This window comes from Algoriphagus lacus (assembly GCF_003583985.1).
Classification (GTDB): domain Bacteria; phylum Bacteroidota; class Bacteroidia; order Cytophagales; family Cyclobacteriaceae; genus Algoriphagus; species Algoriphagus lacus.
The window spans coordinates 90,816-111,709 of the sequence record NZ_QXML01000004.1; the positions used below are offsets into that span (position 1 = coordinate 90,816).

Sequence of the window (20,894 nt, forward strand, 5' to 3'; positions counted from 1 at the left end):
TATGAGGAAGATGGAAGTAATTGAGCTGCACCAGCAGTTTTTCACTGATTTTGGGTTTGAGTTTCACTCATCTCGAATGCTGTTCTACAAATCATTTCCCCAAGGGCAGCAGGTCGTATTTGTCCACTACACGGAATATCCTGATGTCAGCTATTTAGAATACAACTTGGGAATCCGGATCAATGCCGTTGAACAGATTATCCATCAATTCCTTCCTACACTCAGCGACTATGCTGAACGTTCCATTACCCTGATCCAAACTCCTGATGCGATAGGAAAATCTATCCCCAATCGGTTTGTAATTGAAGATGAAACTCAGCTGGCAGAAGCCATCCTCGCTGCTGAAAGGTTTTTTGTCCTAAATGGATTTCACTGGCTGGATGAAATGATTCAGCCGGAGAATTTGGAAAAAGCTTTTGCCCAGCAAAAAGATAAAGGATTTAAAACCCAAAACTTTGTTTACAATGCCTTTCGTGGGGCGACGTTGGCAAGATTTTATAATCCGAAAGACTATCCAATTTTGAGAAATTTCTATCTGGAACAAATCAAGAAACGAGAAATGACTCCTTTTACCATCGCTTCATTTCTTCAGCTCTTGGATTATCTGGACAAAATCAACGTTTGATCAAGTTTTCCTTTTGACTCCCCGTACTGCCTCGGCGCTGATTGGATCATCCGGCCATTCGTGCTTTGGATAGCGCCGTTTGAGTTCTTTCTTCACTTCAAAATATCCGTTTGCCCAAAAGCTTTTCAGATCCTGGGTCAATTGAACAGGTTTGTATCCTGGAGAAAGCATTTCAATCAACACTGGAACTTTTCCTTTATTCACTTTCGGAGTATCCAGCAACCCGAATAATTCCTGTAAGCGTACTGAAAGGAGAGGAGTAGCGCCTTCCTCCTTGTATTCCAGTTTGATTTGGCTTCCTGAAGGAACGTCTATTTTGCTTGGAGCAAGTTCTTCAAGTAGCTTTTGTTGGTCAAAGGAGAGGCTGTGCAGCAAAATTTGACTTAGATCCAATTTCTTGAAATCCTCATTTTTGGAGATGTTGTCCAAGTACGGTTCAAGCCAATCTTCGGCAGAGGAAATCAAGGTAGTTTTGGTCCATGAAGGCCAGTTTTGCTCGTGATTCCAGGCCTGTAGAGACTGAATTCGGTAGATCAACTGCATTACATCCTCGTTCCAATCCAATAGAAACTCGCCATCCTCAACAATAGCATCCAGAATGGCTGCTTTTGCCAAAGACCTATCAAACTTTTGAAGTGGTCTTGTACCCAAAATGATTGCACCGATTCGGATTTCGGAATGAGCGATCAAGCCACCTTTTTTTCGATCCCATTCCAACACTTCCTTGGTTTTAAGCATGGGAGCCAGGTCTTTTGGATTAAGAGGTGCTGCCAACCAGATTTTGCCCATTCCTTCGCGTGCGTCCACATGAGCTACTGCCAACCATGACTCGTGGGCTAAGTCGTCCCGATGTCCGATTTGAGCTATTTTTCCGTTGGAAAGCTGAAATTGAGCATTGTTTCCGGGACGGGCAGCAGCGATTCGCTCGGGATAAGCATAGGCCAAAAGCAATCCGGTAGCCCATGGATCCGCCGGCGTATTTTCAGGGGAAATCCCAAAAAGCCTGCGGTATTGCGCTGCTACTTTTTCAATTTTCTTGATTCGGGCCATGTTGACGCCTCTGTCCCGGAATCTCCGAAGTGTATCGATCCGGAGATTCAAATCTACCCCGGAATCAGCAGGCAAAGGATCTCGCTCCTCCAAAATTGCTGCAATGTCAGTTGCCAGCGCCAGTTGTTTCATCCGCTTGGCATAGATCAGCATGTGGGCGATCCGAGGGTGAACTGGCAATTGATGGATTTCTTTCCCGTGTTCAGTCAGCTTTCCATCAGCAATGGCATCGATGGCTTCGAGTACTTTTTCGGAAAGTGCCAAAGTTCCTGCAGGTGGCGGTGTCAACCAAGTCATGGAGCGAATGTCGTCCTTCCCCCAGGCCTTCATGTCCAGAACCAAACTGGTCAAATCAGCCTCCAGTAACTCTGGAGTGCGATAGTCCGCTAATTGTGCTTGGGTTGCCTTGGTCCAAAGCCGATAGGAGTGACCAGCTGACAATCGACCTGCCCGACCACTTCGCTGATCTGCCGAATCTTTGCTGATTCGATGCAAAACCAATCTAGAAAGTCCTGATCGGGCATCAAACCGGTTGGATTTGGCAAATCCCGAATCCACAACCACCCTGACTCCCTCGATAGTCAGGGAAGTTTCTGCGATGTCGGTTGACAGTACTATTTTCCTTTTCCCTGAGGGATGAGGAAGAATGGCTCGATTTTGTTCCGAAGGGGAAAGTTGGCCATATAAAGGTACAATGACATCTTGGGGCAAAGTTCTCCGCAGGATTTCCTCAGCTTTCTTGATTTCTCCCTGCCCCGGCAAAAAGACCAAAAAATCTCCTTCGTATTTTTTTGTCAAGGGAATTATTTGCCGTGCTGCATCCTCACCAATGGAAAATTCATCCACTTCATTGAGGTAATGAACATCCACCGGATATTGCCTTCCTTGGCTTTGAATCACTTTTGCGCCAAGCATATTCGAAAGCTGATCCGCGTCAATAGTGGCTGACATTAAGAGGATCCGTAGGTCTGGTCTTAGCACCTGTTGCACTTCTCTGCAAAGTGCCAATGCCACTTCTGAGAATAGATTTCGCTCATGAAACTCATCGAAAATAACCAATCCAATTCCTTCCAATGCATTGTCCTGATGCATCATTCGGGTTAAAATACCTTCTGTAATGACCTCAAGCCGGGTTTTCTCCGTGATGGCCGATTCAAATCGAATCCGATATCCGACTGTTTTCCCCAGTTCCTCACCGAGCATATCCGACATCCGCTGAGCAATACTTTTGGTTGCTAGGCGACGGGGTTCGAGCATGATGATTTTCTTCCCTTCAAGCCAAGGCTCCTTCAATAAGGCCAAAGGCAAAAGGGTACTTTTTCCCGCACCTGGAGGAGCCTGGATGATTAGGGAATTTTCAGTTGAAAGGTGATTTTTGACCTGAGGGATAATTTCCGTTACCGGAAGGTCAAAGGAAAAAGGATTGAAGTCAGACATCGCAGGCAAATTTAATCCCGAGTCGGTCAGTTTTCAGTTGATCCGTGAAAAAAGTGGGAATAAAAAAGCCACCGAGCTATCACCCGGTGGCTGTAGTTTTCTGGTATAATTGGATCAAGAACCGATTTTAGCAGTTGCTTTGGCGTATTCCCATCTTACTTCAAATCCGTCAGGCTTCACTTCATATACCAATCGCTCCTCCATGGTAGAAGTTTGCTGAGAAGGTACACTTACCCTAAGTGCATCTTGCTTAGCATCATAATCATAAGCTCCCCATTGCTTGGCGACTTTGTTGAAGATGAAAGTAGACTCAGTTTCACCTGGGATAATGAAGAAACTGTAAGTTCCTGCGGGTAATTTTTGTCCCTGTACGGTGATGTCTTTGGAAGTAGTGAAGGTAGTTGCTTCATCAGCACCTGCTCTCCAAACCTGACCTAATGGAACCAAGTCTCCCCAAATCACACGGCCTTTTACTGCAGGCGAGGAATAGTTGATGGTGATTTTAGAACCAGCAGCGGTTCCTTCAGCCTTTTTTGCAGGGCTTGCTTTTTCCTGTGCAGTTACGGAAAACGCTACAAATGCCATCATAGCAAAAGTCAAAATTGCATTTTTCAATTTCATGTAGAATTAAGTTTAGTTATTTAGTCAGTTTGAAATTCATTTAAAATCTGGGTAAAGAAAAAGCCTTTTCAAATGTCTTTGAAAAGGCTTAACAAATTTTAATTAAATCTTAACCCAAGCCTGCTTTTTGTTGCTTTCCACGATCCGTTCGCCAATGATCAACTCTCTCAAACCGCTTGCAAAAGTTGGATAGGAGGGGTTTTCGGGCTGTTTTCCGGCAGCAACTGCTGCATAGACTTCCTTAAACATTTGCTTGGAAGTATCCGGGAATCCTTCATTGTGTCCTCCAGGGAAACTGATCAAGGCGGATGCCTCAGGGTAAAACAGGGAAGGATCTTTCATCAGATGCTCATTCGCCTTTTCACGCTTTCCGATCCAAAGTTCATTTGGCCGTTCTGAATTGAATTCAAAATTTGACTTGGACCCGGAGATTTCGATGTTCAGTCGGTTTTTTCGTCCAGCACTCACTTGGGATACCGTGACAGAACCTTTGGATCCGTTGTCAAAGCGAAGCAAAACAGTCGCATGGTCTTCGGTAGTGATCGGAACCTCCGCATAATCAGAAGCTTGAAGCATTTTTCCGGAATAGGTTTCAATGGCTTTCAATGGCTTCAATCGAGTCTTGTGAACTGTAGAGAAATCTGCCATCACTTCGATGATTTTCAACCCTGTCACATACTCGGTAATGTCCAGCAAGTGCGAACCAATGTCGGCAATCGCTCTAGAATCACCGGATTTGTCAGGTTCCAGTCTCCAGTTGTAATCGGTTTGAAGGAAAAGCCAATCCTGAAGATAAGACCCCATCACGGAGTACACTTCTCCCAATTCGCCTTTTTCACGCATGGTTTTCATCTGACGAACCATTGGATAATAGCGCAAATTGAAGTGAACGGCATTGACCAGACCGGTTTGTGAAGCAATTTTCACCAACTCTTCGGCTTCGTGGATTTTTACTGCTAGAGGCTTTTCGCAGATCACGTGTTTTTCTGCTTCTAAAACGGCCTTCGCTTGAGCGTAGTGAAGAAAATTCGGAGTACAGATGTGCACCACATCTATGTCATCCTGCTTAAGCATTTCATTGAATGTGTAGGCTCTTGGGATACCCAGGGTTTTTGCCTTTTCATTGGCCAATTCCTGTGTGACTTCGCAAAGTGCTACTACTTCTACATTGGGTAATCGTCTAAGTGCCTCGAGATGAGCAGGTCCGATAAATCCGGTGCCTACGATGGCAGCTTTGATGGTTTGGGACATAGGTTTAGGGTTTTGTTAAAAAACAGAAGGATCGAAGATAAATAAATAATTTCCAAGAATCAGGTCCAAAAATCAAACTATTGAAGCTAAAATTTCAGAACTTGAATCTTCACCATGCTCAAAAAATGAACTTTTGGAGAAAAATTCCTAAGGATTTTGATTACCAAATCGCAAGAGTCTGTAAGCACTGCGAAAATACTTTTCAAGGCAAATTTTGCAATCATTGCGGAGAGAAAGTTTTGGAAAAGCAGGACCAAACTTTCAAGAATTATCTACTGAATTTGTTGAATGCATACACTTTCGTTGACGGTAAATTCTTTAACAGTATTTGGACTCTTTTGCGTAAACCTGGTAAGCTAACTTCCGATATTTCAGATGGAATAACGGTGCCCTACATGCAGCCGATCTCCTTTTTCTTTTTGGCGAACTTCATTTACTTTTTCTTTCCTGTCATACAGACCTTCAATACCAACCTTTTCAATCAATTGAATAGTATGCCGTATAGCGGCTTTGCGAGGGAAAAAGTGAATGAATTCCTCATCAATAATGATATCAACCTTACTGAATTTTCAACGGTATATGATCTGAACTCCACTGGAAATTCCAAACTGCTCCTTTTCCTCTTTGTCCTATATCTTCTTCCATTTATAATTCTGACCAACTTCTCCAAGCAGGTCACATTTGTGAAATACTTTCAACTCAGCCTGGAGTTTGTGACATTTATTTTGATCGTCCCTACTGTTGGGATTTCTTTATTGACAGCAGGGCTAGGCAAGATTCTCCAAGCAATCAACAGCGATTGGAATGTGGAAGTTGGTGACGCGTACTATTCTTTATTTCTTGCCTTTATCATTCTATGCTTTTTCGTCCCAGCAATTCGTAGAGTGGTTGGATTTTCATGGTGGAGAAGTATTCTTGGAGGATTTCTTTTGGTTTCCTCGCTGATAGTGGTCATTACGATCTATCGATTCACTCTTTTTATTGCCACCTTTTATTCGCTTTGAGATGAAAAACTTAACTGAAACCCCAAGATTTGAATCTTCAAATTTTGCCATTTTGTTGATGCGAATTTGGCTAGGAACAGTCATGTTAAAGCACAGTGGAACCTATCTTTTCCAAGGAAAAGTACCTGAATTGGCGGCATTTCTAGAATCCTTGAATTGGCCTATTCCATTGGCCATGGCTTACGCCTCTCAGCTGGCAGAATTTGGCGCAGCCATTCTGATTTTGCTTGGGGTTAGCTTTGGAGCCTGGATCATGGCCTTTACCCTTGGCATTGCCGTACTTTTTGCCCATTCAGGCAAAATCTACTCAGAGGCAGAGTTACCCTTTACTTATTTTTTATTGAGTGTTGTACTTGGCCTGATTGGTTTGGGTAAGCCTGGTTTGGATTCATTGAGATTCTTAAAGAAGGGAAATAGGTCCATGAATTAGTCAGAATTGGGAAAGTAAGATTCATTCATCCCTATTTAGAGCAACTCATCCAAAATCAAGGCAAGACACCTGAATTACAATTCGATATCCAAAAAATTATCTCTAAATTTTGTTTCTGAATAAACTAAAAACTCATGGCAAACTTTAACCTGAAAATTAACGGAAAGTCCCACACCGTTGATGTCGAAGACGATACCCCACTGTTGTGGGTCCTTCGGGATCACCTGGGATTGGTCGGTACCAAATTTAGCTGCGGGATCGCTCAGTGCGGTGCCTGCACGGTTCATCTCAATGGAAACGCCACTTTTTCCTGTGTTACTCCTGTTTCCAGCGTTGGAAATGGGGAAGTAGTCACCATTGAAGGACTTTCAGAAGACGGGGATCATCCCGTACAAAAGGCATGGGCGGAGGTCGATGTAGCTCAGTGTGGCTATTGTCAGGCAGGTCAGATTATGACCGCTGCCGCTTTTTTGGAAACCAACTCCAATCCAAGTATGGAGGATATAGACAATGCGATGAACCGGAACATTTGTCGCTGTGGTACCTATCATAAAATCCGTGAGGCTGTCGCTTTAGCCGCTAAAACCAAATAACCATGGCAACTCAATTGAAAGCAAGCAGAAGAGATTTCCTCAAAATCGCAGGAACTTCAGTAGGAGGATTAGTCATAGGATTCAACTGGTTCAGCTGTGACTCTCCAAAGGTCGAAGTACTCAGTACCGAACAGATTCTTTCCCAAGCTAAGTCCTTCAACAGTTATTTGTCCATTTCTCCAACAGGGGATGTGGTGATTTACTCCCCTAACCCAGAACTGGGTCAAAATATCAAGACATCATTCCCGATGGTCGTGGCAGAAGAACTGGAAGCGGACTGGGAAAAAGTTCGAGTGGTTCAGGCTAATCTTGATCCCGCCAAATATGACCGCCAGTTGACCGGTGGATCAGGTGCCATGCCTCATAGCTGGGAAAGACTGAGAAAAGCAGGAGCTACGGCCAAGTTTGTTTTGGTGGCAGCTGCAGCTAAAACCTGGAATGTCCCAGCAGCTGAGATCACCGTCGAAAAAGGAATCATTTCTCACAAAGGCTCCGGAAAAAGCGGACACTTTGGTGAGTTTGTAACTGAGGCTTCAGCCATGACTGCTCCGGAAGAGGTCACTTTAAAGGACAAGAAAGACTTCAAGATCATTGGTACCCCCGTAAAAAACGTGGATTCTAAGGACATGTATACCGGAAAGCCAATTTATGGACTTGATTTTCAGCGTGAAGGAATGCTGCATGCCATGATTCAGCGTGCTCCTTTTGGGATGAAAATCAAATCGGTGGATGACTCCGGTGCTAGAGCAGTCTCCGGAGTGAAAGATGTGGTCACTTTTGGAACCAGTGTAGCTGTAGTGGGTAATTCTACTTGGCCACTGTTGAAAGCGAAAAAACTCCTGAAAGTTGAATACGAACCGGATGGAACAGTGGAAAGTACAGCTGACCATGACCGGCTTTTTGCGGAATTGTTAAAGTCAGGAAAGGCTGAAGTCAAGCGGAAGGATGGCAATGTGGACGCAGCGTTCAAGGGTGCTGCTCAGGTAATTACCTCGGAATACCAGTGTCCTTTTATTGCGCATTCCCCGATGGAACCTGAGAATTTCTTTGCCCATGTGAAAGGGGATAAGGTAGAGTTGATTGGACCGACCCAAACTCCAGATCGTGCCAGACAGGAAACCGCCACGCTTTTGGGTATTCCACCGGAAAATGTCTCCGTGGAAATCACAAGACTTGGAGGTGGATTTGGTCGAAGACTTCGGGCAGATTACGTCATCGAGGCCGTCGAGGTGTCAAGAGCAGTAAACGCACCGGTAAAGGTTACTTGGAGCAGAGAAGATGAACTGACTGGTGGTGCTTATCGTCCGGCAGTTCGCTATCGATTTGAAGCTGCTTTGGATGCTTCGGGAAATATGATCGGATACAAACTCCGAGGCGTGGGAATGAACGCAGGGAATACCACCCGTGAAAATAACTTCCCATCGGGTGCAGTAGATAACGTCCTGATCGAAAGCATCGAACATAAGTCAAGCATTACCACTAATGCTTGGAGAGCTCCGATCACTAACTTCCTAGCTTATGCAGAGCAAAGTTTCTTGGATGAAGTAGCTTTAGCTGCAGGAAAGGATCCTGTTCAATTCCGTTTGGATTTGCTCAACCGTGCCAAAACCACTCCTGTCGGTGAATTGGGGTATGATGTGGACAGAATGATCGGTGTGGTGAAAACTGCAGCCGAGAAGTCCAATTGGGGCAAGAATCCAAATGTGAAACAAGGCTTCAGTGTCTATTTCTCTCACAGATCCTATGTGGCACAAGTGGCTGACATCGAAATGCAAGGCGGAACTCCAGTTTTGAAAAAAATCACGGCAGTAACCGACTGTGGCATGGTAGTCAATCCTACCGGCGCAAACCACCAAGTACGCGGCGGAATTGTAGACGGAATGGGCCATGCGATGTATGCCAACCTGACCTTTGAAAACGGGGTTCCAAAGCAGAAAAACTTCGATTCGTATCGATTGATTCGACTGAAAGAAGTTCCTGAAATCGATACCCATTTTGTGGATTCAGGATTTGATCCGACAGGATTGGGTGAGCCTGCATTACCTCCAACCGGTGGGGCGATTGCTAACGCAATTTTCTCAGCCACTGGTAGAAGGCTCAGAAGTCAGCCGTTCATCGAACAGAAAGAATTTTCGGACATCAAACTGGAAATCCGACGAGCCTAAAATTTTAAAATTACCGGATTGAAAAAATTGGAGATTGCCTAGATCTTGACGGTAAGTTTAAAAAAAAAGCCTCTAAATTAATTTTTAGAGGCTTTTTCATTTTAAGTTCCATTTAAGAAGGACCTTCTGATCGTTTACATACAGTATTTTTTCTTGAGACACATAGCCGTTTAGAAATTAATTATTCAAGCAATCTTTTCGGCCTCGGCTCTCAAAATTATATTTTCATCCGCCTTTCCGGATTCAATAAAATCTACAGCAGCTTTAGTCTTGGCCTGTCCTTTATTCAATAAAACTCCTAAAGACACCATCACTCCAATTCGGGTTCCGACCTTTTTGGCAGCAGTATCAAAAAGAGGTTCCAATTCCTCATAAGTCACCTCCTCGGCAAATTCCCGGATGGAATTCATGGCTGTTTCCAGCTTTTCTCCTGAAAGGTTCGTGAGCTTTTTACCGATTTGCTGGATCTCGTTAAGAGCTTTTTTCTGACCTTGAGGCTGAGTTGGGGCCTGAGGTTTTGGTTGATTTTGTGCCGGAGCTTGAGTGTTTTGCTTAGCCCAAGTGTCCTTTAATCCAACGGTTTTGTTGAACACCAACTTACCATCTTTGGAATCCGGATCAAGCGTAAAGTAGCCCAATCGCTGGAATTGATATTTGTCATTCAAGGTGGCATGTGCGAGGAAAGGCTCCAAATAGGCTTCTTTGATCACATTAAGTGAATTTGGATTGATAAATTCCAAGAAACCTTTTTCCTCATGAGCATCCGGCGCCTCATCCAAGAACAATCGATCGTACTCCCTAACCTCAGCTTTGATGGCATGTGCAATTGAAACCCAGTGAAGTGTTCCTTTGACTTTTCGTTCGCTGGCTTCAGTTCCACTTCCTGAACGTGTTTCAGGATCGTAGGTACAGTGGATTTCGAGGATATTACCTGCATCATCTTTTACTACTGATTCTGCTTTGATGATATAGGCACTTTTCAGACGAACCTCATTGCCAAGGGAGAGCCTGAAGAAGTTTTTACCTCCGTCTTCCTTGAAATCTTTCTGCTCGATAAATAATTCTTTGGAGAAAGGGACTTCATGGGTGCCAGAATTGGCTTCTTCTGGATTGTTTTCCATTTGAAGCATTTCAGATTGGCCTTCCGGATAATTGGTGATGATCAATTTGACCGGATTCAAAACTGCCATCACTCTGGTCGCTGACTTATTCAGGTCTTCTCTGATACAGAATTCCATCAAGGAAACATCCGTCACGTTATCCCGCTTCGCTATTCCAGCCAAATCACTGAATTTGCGAATGGAAGTAGGGGTATAGCCTCTTCTTCTTAGGCCCGAAATAGTAGGCATTCGTGGATCATCCCAACCTGACACAACCTTTTTTTGTACCAGCTCGAGCAGTTTTCGCTTACTCATAACGGTGTAACTCAAGTTTCGACGTGCAAATTCCCGCTGTTTCGGTCTCAAAAGTTTAGGATCATAAATTTGATCCACATACCAATCATAAAGTTCTCTATGCGCCTTGAACTCCAAGGTGCAAAGCGAATGGGAAACTTGCTCCACGTAGTCAGATTCCCCATGGGCCCAATCGTACATTGGGTATATGCACCAATCGTTACCTGTTCGATGGTGATGTGCGTTGATAATTCGATACATGATCGGATCACGCATGTGCATATTTGGTGAAGCCATGTCGATTTTGGCTCTCAAAACGTAACTGCCTGCCGGAAACTCCCCATTTTTCATTCGTTTGAACAAGTCCAAACTCTCAGCAATTGGTCTGTTTCTATAGGGACTGTCTGTTCCCGGAGTGGTAGGAGTGCCTTTTTGCGCCGCGATCTGCTCTGAAGTTTGCTGATCAACGTAAGCTTTGTCTTCTTTGATCAGTTGAACCGCCCAATCATGAAGCTGCTGAAAGTAATCTGAGGCGTAGCACTCGTTAGCCCATCGGAAGCCCAACCAAGCAATATCCCGCTTGATGGCATCTACGTATTCCTGTTCTTCTTTCGAAGGATTGGTGTCGTCAAAGCGTAGGTTTACCGGAGCATTATACTTTTCGCCCAAGCCAAAGTTGAGACAAATCGAAGCTGCATGACCGATGTGAAGGTAGCCGTTGGGTTCAGGAGGAAAACGAAAACGAAGCTTTTCCTGCGGAAAGCCGTTAGCCAAGTCTTCTTCGATAATATGTTCAATAAAATTCAGAGATTCTGTAGATTCCTTCATAGCCTAAAATTCAGGGCCAAAAATACTTCAATTGCGAGGAATTGCAACCAAAAAAGGAATGAGGCAGGATTATCTTATTGCACCTATATGCTAAATCTCATCCATCTCCCGACTTGGCCAATAGGCTCCAATCAACTTTACTTTCTCTGTAATCGGATCTATTTCAAAGGTGATTTTCATTTCCTCTCTGGCTTGCTCGTGAATAGCCAGGCAAGCATTAAAATGGACTAAGTCAAAACTTAAAACCATTGATCCGGTAGTTTTTGACTCAAATTCAGGACCTGATCTCAGTTTTACTTTTTCTGCTACAGCTCCTTCTTTTTTAAAATAATAAGAGAGAAAAATTCCAAGTTCTTTTTCATTCTTCACAAGTATCTCTTCCAAATCCTCTTTTGGTTTCGGGGATAAAGGAAAATCAAAAGTCCAGAATTCTTGCATGGTATTTAAAGTGGAAATGGGAAAGGTCACCCAAATCTACCTTTTCAACAACTTAAACCCAATTTCCCTTCCCTGACCCTGGAACATGGCCAAATTGATCCAAAACCAGGCAAATTGTTCCATCAACTCAAATTTGTCACTTCCTCCAATTGAATAACATTCCCCAAAGCCCGCATCCTTGGCCAATTGAATAGCTATTTTTTTCCCTTTTTCACTGTCTCCTGCCACAAACAGATCGATGGCCATATTTCCATAGGTTGGATTCTGCATGTTGTTGAATCCTGTCGTATTGAAGCATTTGACTACATCTCGGGTTTGGGTATTGGCCAAAATGGCTTCGGCAGTTGTTTTGAAACCTACCGGACCTCTGCCCATAACGATATTCATGGAGTCAATGATTACCTTACCAGTGGTGTCTCCCAGACTTTTTGCAACATCCACTGCTGCAGTGGCCGGTGTAGCAATTAAAACTACGTCTGATTTAGCAACAGCTTCTGCCAAAGGAAACAGCTTGGTATTGGGATTATTCAGCAGTTCTTTTCCTTTGAAATTGGCGGTATCCTGAACTCCAAGATTGATTTCATGTCCGGATTTGGCCCATTTGGTAGCCAGGGCTCCACCTACATTTCCGGTTCCGATTATTGCGATTTTCATGGATTAGTGTTTTTGGTAGTTATTTTCTCAGGGATAAAATACATGGCAGGAACTAAAAGCAGCAATACAAAGCTCGGGTAAATTGAAATCGGGCTCAACAAAGCCGCCCCCAAATACATACCTAAAGCCAATCTGTTTTTCCGTAGAATTTTCCTCTGTGCTTCCAAACTGATTGACTCATGGAGCAATTCCTTTCGGTTTACATATTTTCTCAAAAGAGCGAAGGCCCAAGAGTTAAAGAGAAAAATCAAACTGTAAAACGCCGTGGCATGCCAAAGACCTGGGTTTGCACCGATCAAGCTGGTTGCAAAAGGGATCAAGCTCATCCAGAAAAGGAGATGAAGATTGTACCAAAGCAATGCCCCGTCGCTGTGCTTGATTTGGTGAAAAAGCTGATGATGATTCACCCAAAGAATCGCAAGCACAAGAAAACTCACCACATAAGACAGCAATTTTGGAAGCAGGTTTACGATTGCCTTCCAAAAATCATCCTCAGAAATTGCCTCTGTGATTTTTAGATCAAAAACCATCACTGTGATGATAATGGCAATAACACCGTCACTGAAGGCTTCGATTCTGGATGTCGTTATGGGGAAGTGTGTGCTCATTAGAATAAGAATCCGTTTTCCGGAAGCATTTTTTCAGGAAGATTTTCTTCTCCCAGCATTTCTCTCAAGTCCCTTTCAATGGTGTTACAAATCGCCGTAAGAGGGACATCCGTAATCCGGTTCTCAAACGGATCTTCATTTACTTCCCCGACTTTGGCTAAAATGGAAAAGACAAAGGAAATGGTCAAAGAAACCGGGATCATCATAAAATTAACCCCCATTTTATTAAAATCACCAATCAGGGAAAAAGGCAAAAGGAAAATGAAAGCAAAAAGAAATAACCTGGTAAAAAAGTCGTACTGACGCAGTAGGGGCGTGTTTTTGATCCGCTCGCAACCCCCTTGGAAGTTGGCTAAAGCCAATAATTGTCCTTCCATTTGAAACGAATCAAAACCTCCCAAGACACCTGAGGCCATGGCATGATAGATTTTTTTGCCTATCAGCAGCTGTATAAAATTAGGTTTGTTTTGACTGCCCTCTAAGCTTTTGAATTCCTCCTTTTCCAAAAAGGGTTCTACTTCGTCCCAGTTTTCCTGTTTTCTCAAATGAAGCCTCAGCGCATGGACCCAAGCAATGCAAGCGTAAATCATCTGTTTCTTAAAAGCCTCACTTCGAACATTATCGTAGTTGGCCTGATGGGAGTGACTGTCTGTAAAAGTGATGATCAATCTGGCTAAAACGCGACTGGAATTAACGATTCCTCCCCATATTGTCCTGGCTTCCCACCATCGTCCATAGGAATTGTTGTTTCGGAAAGCAATGAAAATCGCCAAGGCACTTCCCAAAATCGCTGAAATGGAGAAGGGAAGGGCTACAACACTGATTTGATTTTCATAAGCCCACCAAACCAATAAGGAAACCAAAAGAGAAAATAACACTTCGCTTTTCACATATTGAAATACCCGAATCGGGTTGAAATTGCGTTTGATAATCATGCTGATTAGTTTTTCTTAAGTTGATAGCTGATTCCAAAGGTCAGAATCCGGTCCTCCTGTAGGACTTTGGTCGTTACTACTTCTTCGAAAGTGTAGGTATATTGAGCCGTGGCTGACAAACCTTTCCATACCGAAAGGTCAAAACCTATTTCCAAAGAAGTTCGGTTATTGGGTACTTCTTCCAATCCGGGCTGCCAGTAGCCAGAATAATACAGCCTGATTTTTTGATCCAATAGCTTATGCCAACCAGCTAGGTAAATCGTTCCTCGCCACAGAGGAATATCACTTCTGCCATTATAATAAGATTCATTATACAGATCATTCCGAAATGAGGTAGTTTCATAGACTAAGCTGCCTGACAGTTTCAGGTTTGACTTTGGGAGTTGGATTACTTGCCAAGTATATCCAGCACCACCGAAGATTCGGCTTTTGATTTCTCTCCGGTAATTCGTCTGAAAATACACCATTGCGAAAGGATAGTATTTTCTGAAAGGTTTGAAATAGAGGTAGTTTCTACTATTGATGTCATTATCCGCTTTAAACCCGCTGAATTCCTGATAAAGGCTGTTGTTTTGACTTTTAAAAACCAATTTTTTGTAACTGTTACTGACCAAGTCCAATTTTCCTCGAATAATCAGCAGGTCTACATTTCCTTTTTGAAGTGCTCCCGTCATGCCAGCCCTGAGTTGAAATCTTGCAGTATCGCTTTCGTTGAGCTGAGCCATTACCGGATCAAAAAAAGAAAGGAGAATAAGGCAGGAAAGAAAAAACGGGGGACCAAAATTTCTTCTCATCCACATCTCCTTTCTTCTTTGGTTTATTTGGAGTTCAACAGATCCACGACCATTTCAGCCGCAGCGGCGCCGGAATTTTGCTGCTGACCTGTAACCAAATTCCCGTCCATGATGGCATAAGAGGAAAACGGAGCAGCAACTTTGAAAGTGGTACCTTGAATTTTCCGAGCCTCATCCTCAATGCGATAGGGTTGGATTTTCATGCCGACAGCCTGATCTGCAAATTCTTCTTCTACATCCGCAAATCCTGTCCATATCTTACCTGCAACTAGAAGCTCTCCGTTGGACTTTTTGGCTTCTAAAAGCAAGGTAGTGGAATGGCAAACCGCTGCACTGGGTTTTCCGGCTTCGTAAAAAGCCACAAATAGCTTTTCCAATTCCTTGTTCCCCCGAAAGGTGTACATCGGGCCTTGTCCTCCGACTAAAAATATAGCGTCAAAGTCAGCTGGATTGACTTCCGTGAGTTTTTTGGTGTTTTCCAGCATAGCCTTAAATTCAGGTTTTTGCAAATAGCCCAAGGAAATGACGTCGTGTGCGGAATACCCGCTGGGATCATTTGGATTGGAATAGGAATCCATTTCAATTTTTCCACCCGCGGTGGAAACCAGTTCTACTTCATAGCCTGCTTCCTGAAACACGCGAAGCGGATGAGTCAATTCTGCAATCCAAAAACCAATCGGCCAACCGGTTTGCTTGGATACAGCAGGGGAACTGGCAACCATCAAGATTTTTCCTTTTGAAGGTGCGCCATGAAAGTGAACGTAGCTTTGTTTTTCTAAAATTTGATTCATGATTGTTTTTGAATAGTTGATCGAATCAAATTTTGAAATGAATACTATCTTTGAAAAGATACTTACCTAAGTTTATGATATGAACGTTTTGGTAAGAAATGGAAAATTGAAGCCCTATGCCTGATTTTTTGTTTAACAAAAAGCTGTATTACAATCCGGTCGAGTTTGCGATGGATCGGATAGGAGGTACTTGGAAGATGCCGATTCTTTGGCGATTGAAGGATCGCGTCATGCGTTACGGAGAGTTGAAAAAGGACATCCCGCATATCACCCATAAGATGCTTACCAGTCAATTGAGGGAATTAGAGGAAGAGGGTTTTATCCTAAGAAAAGTATATCCCGTTGTACCTCCTAAGGTAGAGTATTCAATCACGGCGCGAGGAATGAGGGCAATTCCAATTATTGAGACTATCCGAAATTATGGATTGCAATTGATGGAAGAATTTGAAATTGTCCACAAGCAATAGCTGAAAATTAACTGCCATGAATTATCCAATTTACCTCGATTACAATGCAACCACTCCCTGTGCACCGGAAGTGATTGAAGCTATGCTTCCGTATTTTGGGACGCATTTCGGCAATGCTGCCAGCAAAAGCCATCCTTTCGGTTGGGTGGCAGAAAATGCCGTAGATGAGGCTAGGGAAAAAGTCGCTCAACTTATCGGTGCAAAAGCCAAGGAAATCATTTTCACTTCAGGTGCTACTGAGTCCATCAATCTGGGAATCAAAGGAATTTTTGAGGTCTATTCAGGTGAAAAACAGCATTGCATCACCTGCTTGACGGAACATAAGGCGGTTTTGGACACTTTCGCCGAATTAGAAAAACGAGGAGCCGAAGTCACCTATCTACCAGTCAATTCCAAGGGGGAAATCAGTCTTGAAGAACTCGAAGCCGCCATCTTACCCCATACCAAACTGATCTGCCTGATGTGGGCAAATAATGAGACAGGAGTAATTCATCCGATAGAGAAAATCGCCCAAATGGCCGAATCGAGCAATATTGTTTTTTTTACTGATGCGGTGCAGGCTGCTGGAAAAATCCCTGTTTCTACCAGTGGAATCCATTTGATGGCGATCTCAGCCCATAAGCTCTATGGACCAAAAGGAGTAGGTGCGCTGTATGTTAGACACAATCACCAACTTCCTAAGCCCTTGGCCCAAATCCATGGAGGAGGTCATGAAAAAGGAATGCGAAGCGGGACACTGAATGTGCCCGGAATTGTCGGTTTTGGAAAGGCAGCTGAGCTACGATTTGTGGAAATGAAAGAGGAAGAAAAACGCCTTGGCAAGCAAAGGGATCGATTGGAAAACGGGTTGTTGGAAATCACGGATAGCAAACTGAACGGAAGTCAGGGAGCTCGACTCTCTCATGTCAGCAATATTGCATTTGGAGGTGTGGAAGGGGAGGAACTCCTCAAAAGAGTGAATCAAAAAGTAGCGGTGAGTTCGGGTTCGGCTTGTACTTCCATTTCCCCTAAGCCTAGTCACGTACTCCAAGCAATGGGCTTAGGTTCGGATTTGGGAAGGGCTTCAATCAGGTTTAGTTTGGGTAAAAACACCACCGAATCCGATATTGACCTGACTCTTAATTGGGTAAAGAAAGTAGTTTTGGAATTGAGAAGTAGTTAAGGTTTTAATTTTCCCAGCAGAGCTTGATCAAAGTTATTATTCGGGAATTTCCAAATCTTTCAATCTTTTCAAATCCTCCTCCGTATCCAAATCCACTGCTCCCTGAGGAAAGTCCAGTTCAAAAACATCATCTGCATTTCTCAGAATGACCTTTTTGGCTCCTTCAGAAACCTTCAATTCGAGCATTTCTTTAAAATAGGTTTGATCAAAAATCACCGGAACTCCCAAAGTATCCGAATAGCTGCAAGCCACAATTCCTTTTCCGGATTTTCCCTTCAACGAAATTAATTGATCCAAAAGACCGACATCCACGAAAGGCTGATCTACTAGCATCAAAATGACTTGATCGGGTTGCTCTTTTTCCAGTAAAAAACGAAGTCCTGCCTGCATGCTTGTGGCCATTCCTTCCTGCCAATTTTCATTAATCACATGAGGGATTTTCTCAGAATCAAAACCCGATTTGACCAATTCAGGATTCCATCCCAGTACCACCACCAAAGTATCTGCCTTACTTTTTTGGGCTTCGTCAATGGCTTTTTGAATAAGTTTTTTTCCCTGAAATTCAATCAATTGTTTTGGTCTTCCTAAACGAGAAGATGAGCCTGCAGCTAAAAGAATTATCCCAGTCTTCATTAGCCTTTCTCGTGAATAGGACCTTGCTTGTCCCTCAAAAAAATGGGCTGTTTCTTATTGAGAACTGCCTTTATTTCAGCTAAAATAGAAAGGGCAATTTCTTCGGAAGTTTCTGCTCCGATTTCGATTCCTATCGGGGCATACATGTTTTCAGTATAAACCTGGATTCCTTTTGATTGGAGTCTTTGAATCAGCTTTTCGGTTTTACGCTTTGGCCCCAAAACCCCGATGTATGGAATCATGTAGGTCATTAGTTTTTCCAAGACAATGACTTCATATTCAAAATTGTGAGTCATGAGCAAGGCCACCGTATTCAGATCAGTTTCGATCTGATTAATGACTTCTTCGGCAGGACCTTGGATAATTTGTTTGGCCGAGGGGAATCGGGTTTGAGTTGCAAGATTTTTTCTTCCATCGATTAAAATCAACTCAAATCCCAAAATCTCGGCAAGTTTGGCTACAGGAATCGTATCATTTCCAGCGCCAAAAAGAAGGATTCTGACAGAAGGCTTGATTACTTCAAAGAAAACAGAGAGTTGCTGATATTCGGAAAAAGACTGAATGAGATTTTGAGGGGCATCGAATTCTGAAATTTCCTTTTCTAAAACTTGTCTGAAATCCGCATGAACCTTGGATAAACTTCCGAAATCTTGACTTCCTTTTTTTAAAAAGACAGTTCCGATCTGTTCTGATTTAGAATTTTGAACAGAGAAAAGAGTCAACAGGAGTGAAGTCTGCCGATCGGAAAGTGCCTTTTTGATCAATTCAACTGGATTTTCAGAATTCTGAAAGTCAATCGGTTCAATCAAAACATGGATTATACCGTTACAGCCAAGTCCCACGCCGAATTTCTGATCATCTTCATCCGTGGTGTCATAGGTAACCAACATTGATTTTTGCTGAAAAATCACCGCTTGGGCTTTTCGAAGCGCATCACCTTCCAAGCATCCTCCGCTTATTGCACCGGTCAGATTTCCCTCCTGAGTTACCAGCATTCTGGCACCGGGCCGACGGTAAGCAGAACCATCCACTTGTACCACAGTGGCCAAAGCCACGGATTGGTTCTCTGATTTACAGACCTCGTAAGCTTGGATTATCTGCTGAAGTTCTTTCATTTATTCGAACTGGATTAATTAGCGAGTTGAAGCTTTTCTTTTCTGAATGAAAACCAAACCGAAAATAGCGCTGACACAACCAAGTACCCTACGAAAAAGTACACCGAACCAGGCAAAAAGCTATTTAAACCAAACCAATCTCCTGAAGTAATTACAAAATACATGGCGTAGGACGCTTTCAACAACTCCCAAGCCCAGGCATTCGGGTTTCGATCCATCAGTTCGGTGTAGGCAAACACGGTGAGAAACACAAACCCTCCATAATAGAAAATCCCTGGAGCTCCGATAGCAGCAAGATTTCCGAATAAGTAGCTGAGCAAAAGCAGGAGGACAATCAGCTGTCCAAAACTCCAAACCAGCATTCCTTTCGTGAGAAATGGGTTGTATTTGTCGAAGTGGTACACATCCTGAATTTTATTGACTGGATATTTTTTGGCCACATCGGCAGGTCTCCAACCAAGTGGCATAAACCATATTTTGAGCTTATCCATCCAGTTTTGGGCTCTCCAGGCATCTTTGATCAATAGCCAAAGGTGCATAAAATTGATCTTGATCGGATTCCAGGTTTGTACTGGTCTAGTCACGCCATAGACGGGAGGAATTTCGTCCTTTTCCTCCTGATAGGTGCCAAACCATTTGTCCCAAAAAATGAAAATCTGCCCGTAATTCTTATCCAGGTATTCAGGATTGATGGCATGGTGGACACGATGATGGGAGGGAGTGACAATGATTTTTTCCAAAAAACCCATTCTTCCAATGTGACGGGTATGATACCAAAACTGGGCGAAAAGGTGAAGAGGAGCAACAATGGCGATTACTTGAGGAGGCACCCCCAAAATAGCTGCAGGAATAAGAAATACAGCGAAAATCTTAACGATGGAGGAAATGCTCTGACGAAGAGCACATGCCAGGTTGAACTCTTCGCTGCTGTGGTGAATGATGTGGTTGTTCCAAAAAACATTGTACTCATGTGCAATGCGATGGGTCCAATATCCTGCAAAATCCAAAGCGAAAAAGGCAATCACATACACCAGCCAAGTCGCTTCAATTTGGAAAAAGGAGAATTTTTCAAACAACCAACCATAAGAAATCACGGCAATACTGAGCCCCAAAACGTCTTTGGTGACATTTGTGATTCCCGAACTCAAACTGGATATCATATCATTGACAGGGACTGTGTCATTGCCCTTCCAAATGCCCCAGAATTTTTCAAATAATACCAGCACAAAAAACGCCGGCATTGCAATCAATAAAATCTGTCCGTAAGCTTCCATCGGGTTTATCGTTCTGGATCTAAACTTATTGATTAACTCGCTTCCGTTCAACATTTCTTTGGGCTGTCCTGGATTTTTTGATGAAAATCACATGTAGATGTTTGAGTGGAAAAGTGAGGCTGTTTGAATCTTATTACTTTTAAGCATGGAAATTCCATCGCTTGCCGAACTCAAAAAAGACCTGAGCTACTTATCCGAAAAAGAACTGATCACGCTGATCACGGATTTGGCCAAATTCAGTCGGGAAAACAAAGCCTTTCTCTACTTCAAACTCAACGAGCGGGATCAACCCGGCCTTTTTGTGGATTCGGTCAAAGAAGAATTGGAGGAAGCTTTTCAGACAGCCAATACCAAAAATTATCACCTCGGAAAAAAAGCAGCTCAGGCTATTCGCCGAAAACTTAACAAGGCGCTTAAACTGAGCAAGAATAAAGCAGATCAAACTGAATTGATTTTATTTTTCTGCGAAGAACTCAAAAAATACGGCTACCTGAAATTCAAACATCCAGTGATCAACAACCTCTTTCAGGTGCAACTTGGAAAAGCAAAAAAGCTGATTTCGGGACTTCATGAAGATTTACAGAGCGACTTTTCATATCGAATCGAAGAACTTGAATAAACCCCA

21 protein-coding genes are annotated in these 20,894 nt (G+C 43.2%); 8 read left to right on the plus strand and 13 right to left on the minus strand.

From position 1 onward, the window contains the following. Nucleotides 1–10 precede the first annotated feature (10 nt). The gene (locus tag D0X99_RS09365) at nt 11–625 is read left to right on the plus strand and encodes a hypothetical protein (protein WP_119477486.1); all 615 of its coding nucleotides are present in this window, start codon (nt 11–13) and stop codon (nt 623–625) included. Here D0X99_RS09365 and hrpB read toward each other — a convergent pair whose 3' ends face one another. The 3 genes from hrpB to D0X99_RS09380 form a co-directional block, all read right to left on the minus strand. Next, nucleotides 626–3,112: an ATP-dependent helicase HrpB gene (gene hrpB, locus D0X99_RS09370; protein ID WP_119477488.1), complete on the minus strand. Its 2,487-nt coding sequence runs from the start codon at nt 3,110–3,112 to the stop codon at nt 626–628. 114 nt (nt 3,113–3,226) lie between these two features. Continuing rightward, nucleotides 3,227–3,733, minus strand: coding sequence for a DUF2911 domain-containing protein (locus D0X99_RS09375; protein WP_119477489.1), 507 nt, complete (start codon nt 3,731–3,733; stop codon nt 3,227–3,229). Between the two features lie 102 nt (nt 3,734–3,835). Beyond that, complete coding sequence (locus D0X99_RS09380; RefSeq protein ID WP_119477491.1) at nt 3,836–4,984, minus strand: Gfo/Idh/MocA family protein; 1,149 nt, start codon at nt 4,982–4,984, stop codon at nt 3,836–3,838. A gap of 125 nt (nt 4,985–5,109) precedes the next feature. Here D0X99_RS09380 and D0X99_RS09385 point away from each other — a divergent pair, with 125 nt between their 5' ends. The 4 genes from D0X99_RS09385 to D0X99_RS09400 all read left to right on the plus strand — a co-directional run bounded on the left by D0X99_RS09385 (nt 5,110) and on the right by D0X99_RS09400 (nt 9,176). Then, nucleotides 5,110–5,988: a DUF3667 domain-containing protein gene (locus D0X99_RS09385; RefSeq protein ID WP_147392212.1), complete on the plus strand. Its 879-nt coding sequence runs from the start codon at nt 5,110–5,112 to the stop codon at nt 5,986–5,988. Nucleotides 5,989–6,046: 58 nt separating this feature from the next. Beyond that, the gene (locus tag D0X99_RS09390) at nt 6,047–6,418 is read left to right on the plus strand and encodes a DoxX family protein (protein WP_158587694.1); all 372 of its coding nucleotides are present in this window, start codon (nt 6,047–6,049) and stop codon (nt 6,416–6,418) included. A 134-nt stretch (nt 6,419–6,552) separates the two neighbouring features. Further along, nucleotides 6,553–7,011, plus strand: coding sequence for a (2Fe-2S)-binding protein (locus tag D0X99_RS09395; RefSeq protein ID WP_119477497.1), 459 nt, complete (start codon nt 6,553–6,555; stop codon nt 7,009–7,011). Nucleotides 7,012–7,013: 2 nt separating this feature from the next. Then, the gene (locus tag D0X99_RS09400) at nt 7,014–9,176 is read left to right on the plus strand and encodes a xanthine dehydrogenase family protein molybdopterin-binding subunit (RefSeq protein WP_119477499.1); all 2,163 of its coding nucleotides are present in this window, start codon (nt 7,014–7,016) and stop codon (nt 9,174–9,176) included. Between the two features lie 185 nt (nt 9,177–9,361). Here the strand turns inward: D0X99_RS09400 and D0X99_RS09405 are convergent, their stop codons facing one another. The 7 genes from D0X99_RS09405 to D0X99_RS09435 all read right to left on the minus strand — a co-directional run bounded on the left by D0X99_RS09405 (nt 9,362) and on the right by D0X99_RS09435 (nt 15,618). Next, the gene (locus tag D0X99_RS09405; protein ID WP_119477501.1) at nt 9,362–11,398 is read right to left on the minus strand and encodes a glutamine--tRNA ligase/YqeY domain fusion protein; all 2,037 of its coding nucleotides are present in this window, start codon (nt 11,396–11,398) and stop codon (nt 9,362–9,364) included. A gap of 90 nt (nt 11,399–11,488) precedes the next feature. Then, nucleotides 11,489–11,782 (minus strand): hypothetical protein, encoded by a 294-nt coding sequence (locus D0X99_RS09410; protein WP_233553689.1) that lies wholly within the window; start codon nt 11,780–11,782, stop codon nt 11,489–11,491. A 90-nt stretch (nt 11,783–11,872) separates the two neighbouring features. After that, nucleotides 11,873–12,490 (minus strand): NADPH-dependent F420 reductase, encoded by a 618-nt coding sequence (locus D0X99_RS09415; protein ID WP_119477505.1) that lies wholly within the window; start codon nt 12,488–12,490, stop codon nt 11,873–11,875. Next, the gene (locus D0X99_RS09420; RefSeq protein WP_119477507.1) at nt 12,487–13,098 is read right to left on the minus strand and encodes a TMEM175 family protein; all 612 of its coding nucleotides are present in this window, start codon (nt 13,096–13,098) and stop codon (nt 12,487–12,489) included. The genes D0X99_RS09415 and D0X99_RS09420 overlap by 4 nt, the downstream gene beginning before the upstream one ends. Further along, nucleotides 13,098–14,033 (minus strand): bestrophin family protein, encoded by a 936-nt coding sequence (locus tag D0X99_RS09425; RefSeq protein ID WP_119477509.1) that lies wholly within the window; start codon nt 14,031–14,033, stop codon nt 13,098–13,100. Before D0X99_RS09425 ends, D0X99_RS09420 begins: the two co-directional genes overlap by 1 nt. Before the next feature lie 5 nt (nt 14,034–14,038). Continuing rightward, nucleotides 14,039–14,758 (minus strand): DUF481 domain-containing protein, encoded by a 720-nt coding sequence (locus D0X99_RS09430; RefSeq protein ID WP_233553690.1) that lies wholly within the window; start codon nt 14,756–14,758, stop codon nt 14,039–14,041. Between the two features lie 92 nt (nt 14,759–14,850). Further along, on the minus strand, nt 14,851–15,618 hold the full coding sequence (locus D0X99_RS09435; protein ID WP_119477513.1) for a type 1 glutamine amidotransferase domain-containing protein: 768 nt from the start codon (nt 15,616–15,618) through the stop codon (nt 14,851–14,853). Between the two features lie 116 nt (nt 15,619–15,734). On the opposite strand from D0X99_RS09435, the gene D0X99_RS09440 reads away from it, so the two are divergent. Next, nucleotides 15,735–16,085, plus strand: a complete 351-nt coding sequence (locus tag D0X99_RS09440) for a winged helix-turn-helix transcriptional regulator (protein WP_119477515.1) — start codon at nt 15,735–15,737, stop codon at nt 16,083–16,085. 16 nt (nt 16,086–16,101) lie between these two features. Continuing rightward, nucleotides 16,102–17,247: a cysteine desulfurase family protein gene (locus D0X99_RS09445; RefSeq protein WP_119477517.1), complete on the plus strand. Its 1,146-nt coding sequence runs from the start codon at nt 16,102–16,104 to the stop codon at nt 17,245–17,247. Between the two features lie 36 nt (nt 17,248–17,283). On the opposite strand, the gene D0X99_RS09450 is transcribed toward D0X99_RS09445, so the two are convergent. From D0X99_RS09450 to D0X99_RS09460, 3 genes are read right to left on the minus strand one after another with little or no spacing between them, the layout of a single operon-like run. Next, nucleotides 17,284–17,880, minus strand: a complete 597-nt coding sequence (locus D0X99_RS09450; protein WP_119477519.1) for a nucleotidyltransferase family protein — start codon at nt 17,878–17,880, stop codon at nt 17,284–17,286. Then, the gene (locus D0X99_RS09455) at nt 17,880–18,995 is read right to left on the minus strand and encodes an XdhC family protein (protein WP_119477521.1); all 1,116 of its coding nucleotides are present in this window, start codon (nt 18,993–18,995) and stop codon (nt 17,880–17,882) included. Before D0X99_RS09455 ends, D0X99_RS09450 begins: the two co-directional genes overlap by 1 nt. 14 nt (nt 18,996–19,009) lie before the next feature. After that, nucleotides 19,010–20,323 carry a sterol desaturase family protein gene (locus D0X99_RS09460; protein ID WP_233553691.1) on the minus strand — a complete coding sequence of 438 codons (1,314 nt, stop codon included), beginning with the start codon at nt 20,321–20,323 and terminating at the stop codon, nt 19,010–19,012. Between the two features lie 91 nt (nt 20,324–20,414). Here D0X99_RS09460 and D0X99_RS09465 point away from each other — a divergent pair, with 91 nt between their 5' ends. After that, the gene (locus D0X99_RS09465) at nt 20,415–20,888 is read left to right on the plus strand and encodes a hypothetical protein (RefSeq protein WP_119477523.1); all 474 of its coding nucleotides are present in this window, start codon (nt 20,415–20,417) and stop codon (nt 20,886–20,888) included. The last annotated feature ends 6 nt before the right edge of the window (nt 20,889–20,894 follow it).

Excerpts from the sequence above, each read along its gene's own strand:
- D0X99_RS09385 (WP_147392212.1), top strand. The coding sequence starts at position 5,110 with ATGAACTTTTGGAGAAAAATTCCTAAGGATTTTGATTACCAAATCGCA.
- D0X99_RS09390 (WP_158587694.1), top strand. The coding sequence starts at position 6,047 with ATGCGAATTTGGCTAGGAACAGTCATGTTAAAGCACAGTGGAACCTAT.
- D0X99_RS09395 (WP_119477497.1), top strand. The coding sequence starts at position 6,553 with ATGGCAAACTTTAACCTGAAAATTAACGGAAAGTCCCACACCGTTGAT.
- D0X99_RS09440 (WP_119477515.1), top strand. The coding sequence starts at position 15,735 with ATGCCTGATTTTTTGTTTAACAAAAAGCTGTATTACAATCCGGTCGAG.
- D0X99_RS09365 (WP_119477486.1), top strand. The coding sequence starts at position 11 with ATGGAAGTAATTGAGCTGCACCAGCAGTTTTTCACTGATTTTGGGTTT.
- hrpB (WP_119477488.1), bottom strand. The coding sequence starts at position 3,112 with ATGTCTGACTTCAATCCTTTTTCCTTTGACCTTCCGGTAACGGAAATT.
- D0X99_RS09425 (WP_119477509.1), bottom strand. The coding sequence starts at position 14,033 with ATGATTATCAAACGCAATTTCAACCCGATTCGGGTATTTCAATATGTG.
- D0X99_RS09455 (WP_119477521.1), bottom strand. The coding sequence starts at position 18,995 with ATGAAAGAACTTCAGCAGATAATCCAAGCTTACGAGGTCTGTAAATCA.
- D0X99_RS09375 (WP_119477489.1), bottom strand. The coding sequence starts at position 3,733 with ATGAAATTGAAAAATGCAATTTTGACTTTTGCTATGATGGCATTTGTA.
- D0X99_RS09430 (WP_233553690.1), bottom strand. The coding sequence starts at position 14,758 with ATGGCTCAGCTCAACGAAAGCGATACTGCAAGATTTCAACTCAGGGCT.
- D0X99_RS09460 (WP_233553691.1), bottom strand. The coding sequence starts at position 20,323 with ATGTTGAACGGAAGCGAGTTAATCAATAAGTTTAGATCCAGAACGATA.
- D0X99_RS09465 (WP_119477523.1), top strand. The coding sequence starts at position 20,415 with ATGGAAATTCCATCGCTTGCCGAACTCAAAAAAGACCTGAGCTACTTA.
- D0X99_RS09380 (WP_119477491.1), bottom strand. The coding sequence starts at position 4,984 with ATGTCCCAAACCATCAAAGCTGCCATCGTAGGCACCGGATTTATCGGA.
- D0X99_RS09400 (WP_119477499.1), top strand. The coding sequence starts at position 7,014 with ATGGCAACTCAATTGAAAGCAAGCAGAAGAGATTTCCTCAAAATCGCA.
- D0X99_RS09415 (WP_119477505.1), bottom strand. The coding sequence starts at position 12,490 with ATGAAAATCGCAATAATCGGAACCGGAAATGTAGGTGGAGCCCTGGCT.
- D0X99_RS09405 (WP_119477501.1), bottom strand. The coding sequence starts at position 11,398 with ATGAAGGAATCTACAGAATCTCTGAATTTTATTGAACATATTATCGAA.
- D0X99_RS09450 (WP_119477519.1), bottom strand. The coding sequence starts at position 17,880 with ATGAAGACTGGGATAATTCTTTTAGCTGCAGGCTCATCTTCTCGTTTA.
- D0X99_RS09445 (WP_119477517.1), top strand. The coding sequence starts at position 16,102 with ATGAATTATCCAATTTACCTCGATTACAATGCAACCACTCCCTGTGCA.
- D0X99_RS09420 (WP_119477507.1), bottom strand. The coding sequence starts at position 13,098 with ATGAGCACACACTTCCCCATAACGACATCCAGAATCGAAGCCTTCAGT.
- D0X99_RS09435 (WP_119477513.1), bottom strand. The coding sequence starts at position 15,618 with ATGAATCAAATTTTAGAAAAACAAAGCTACGTTCACTTTCATGGCGCA.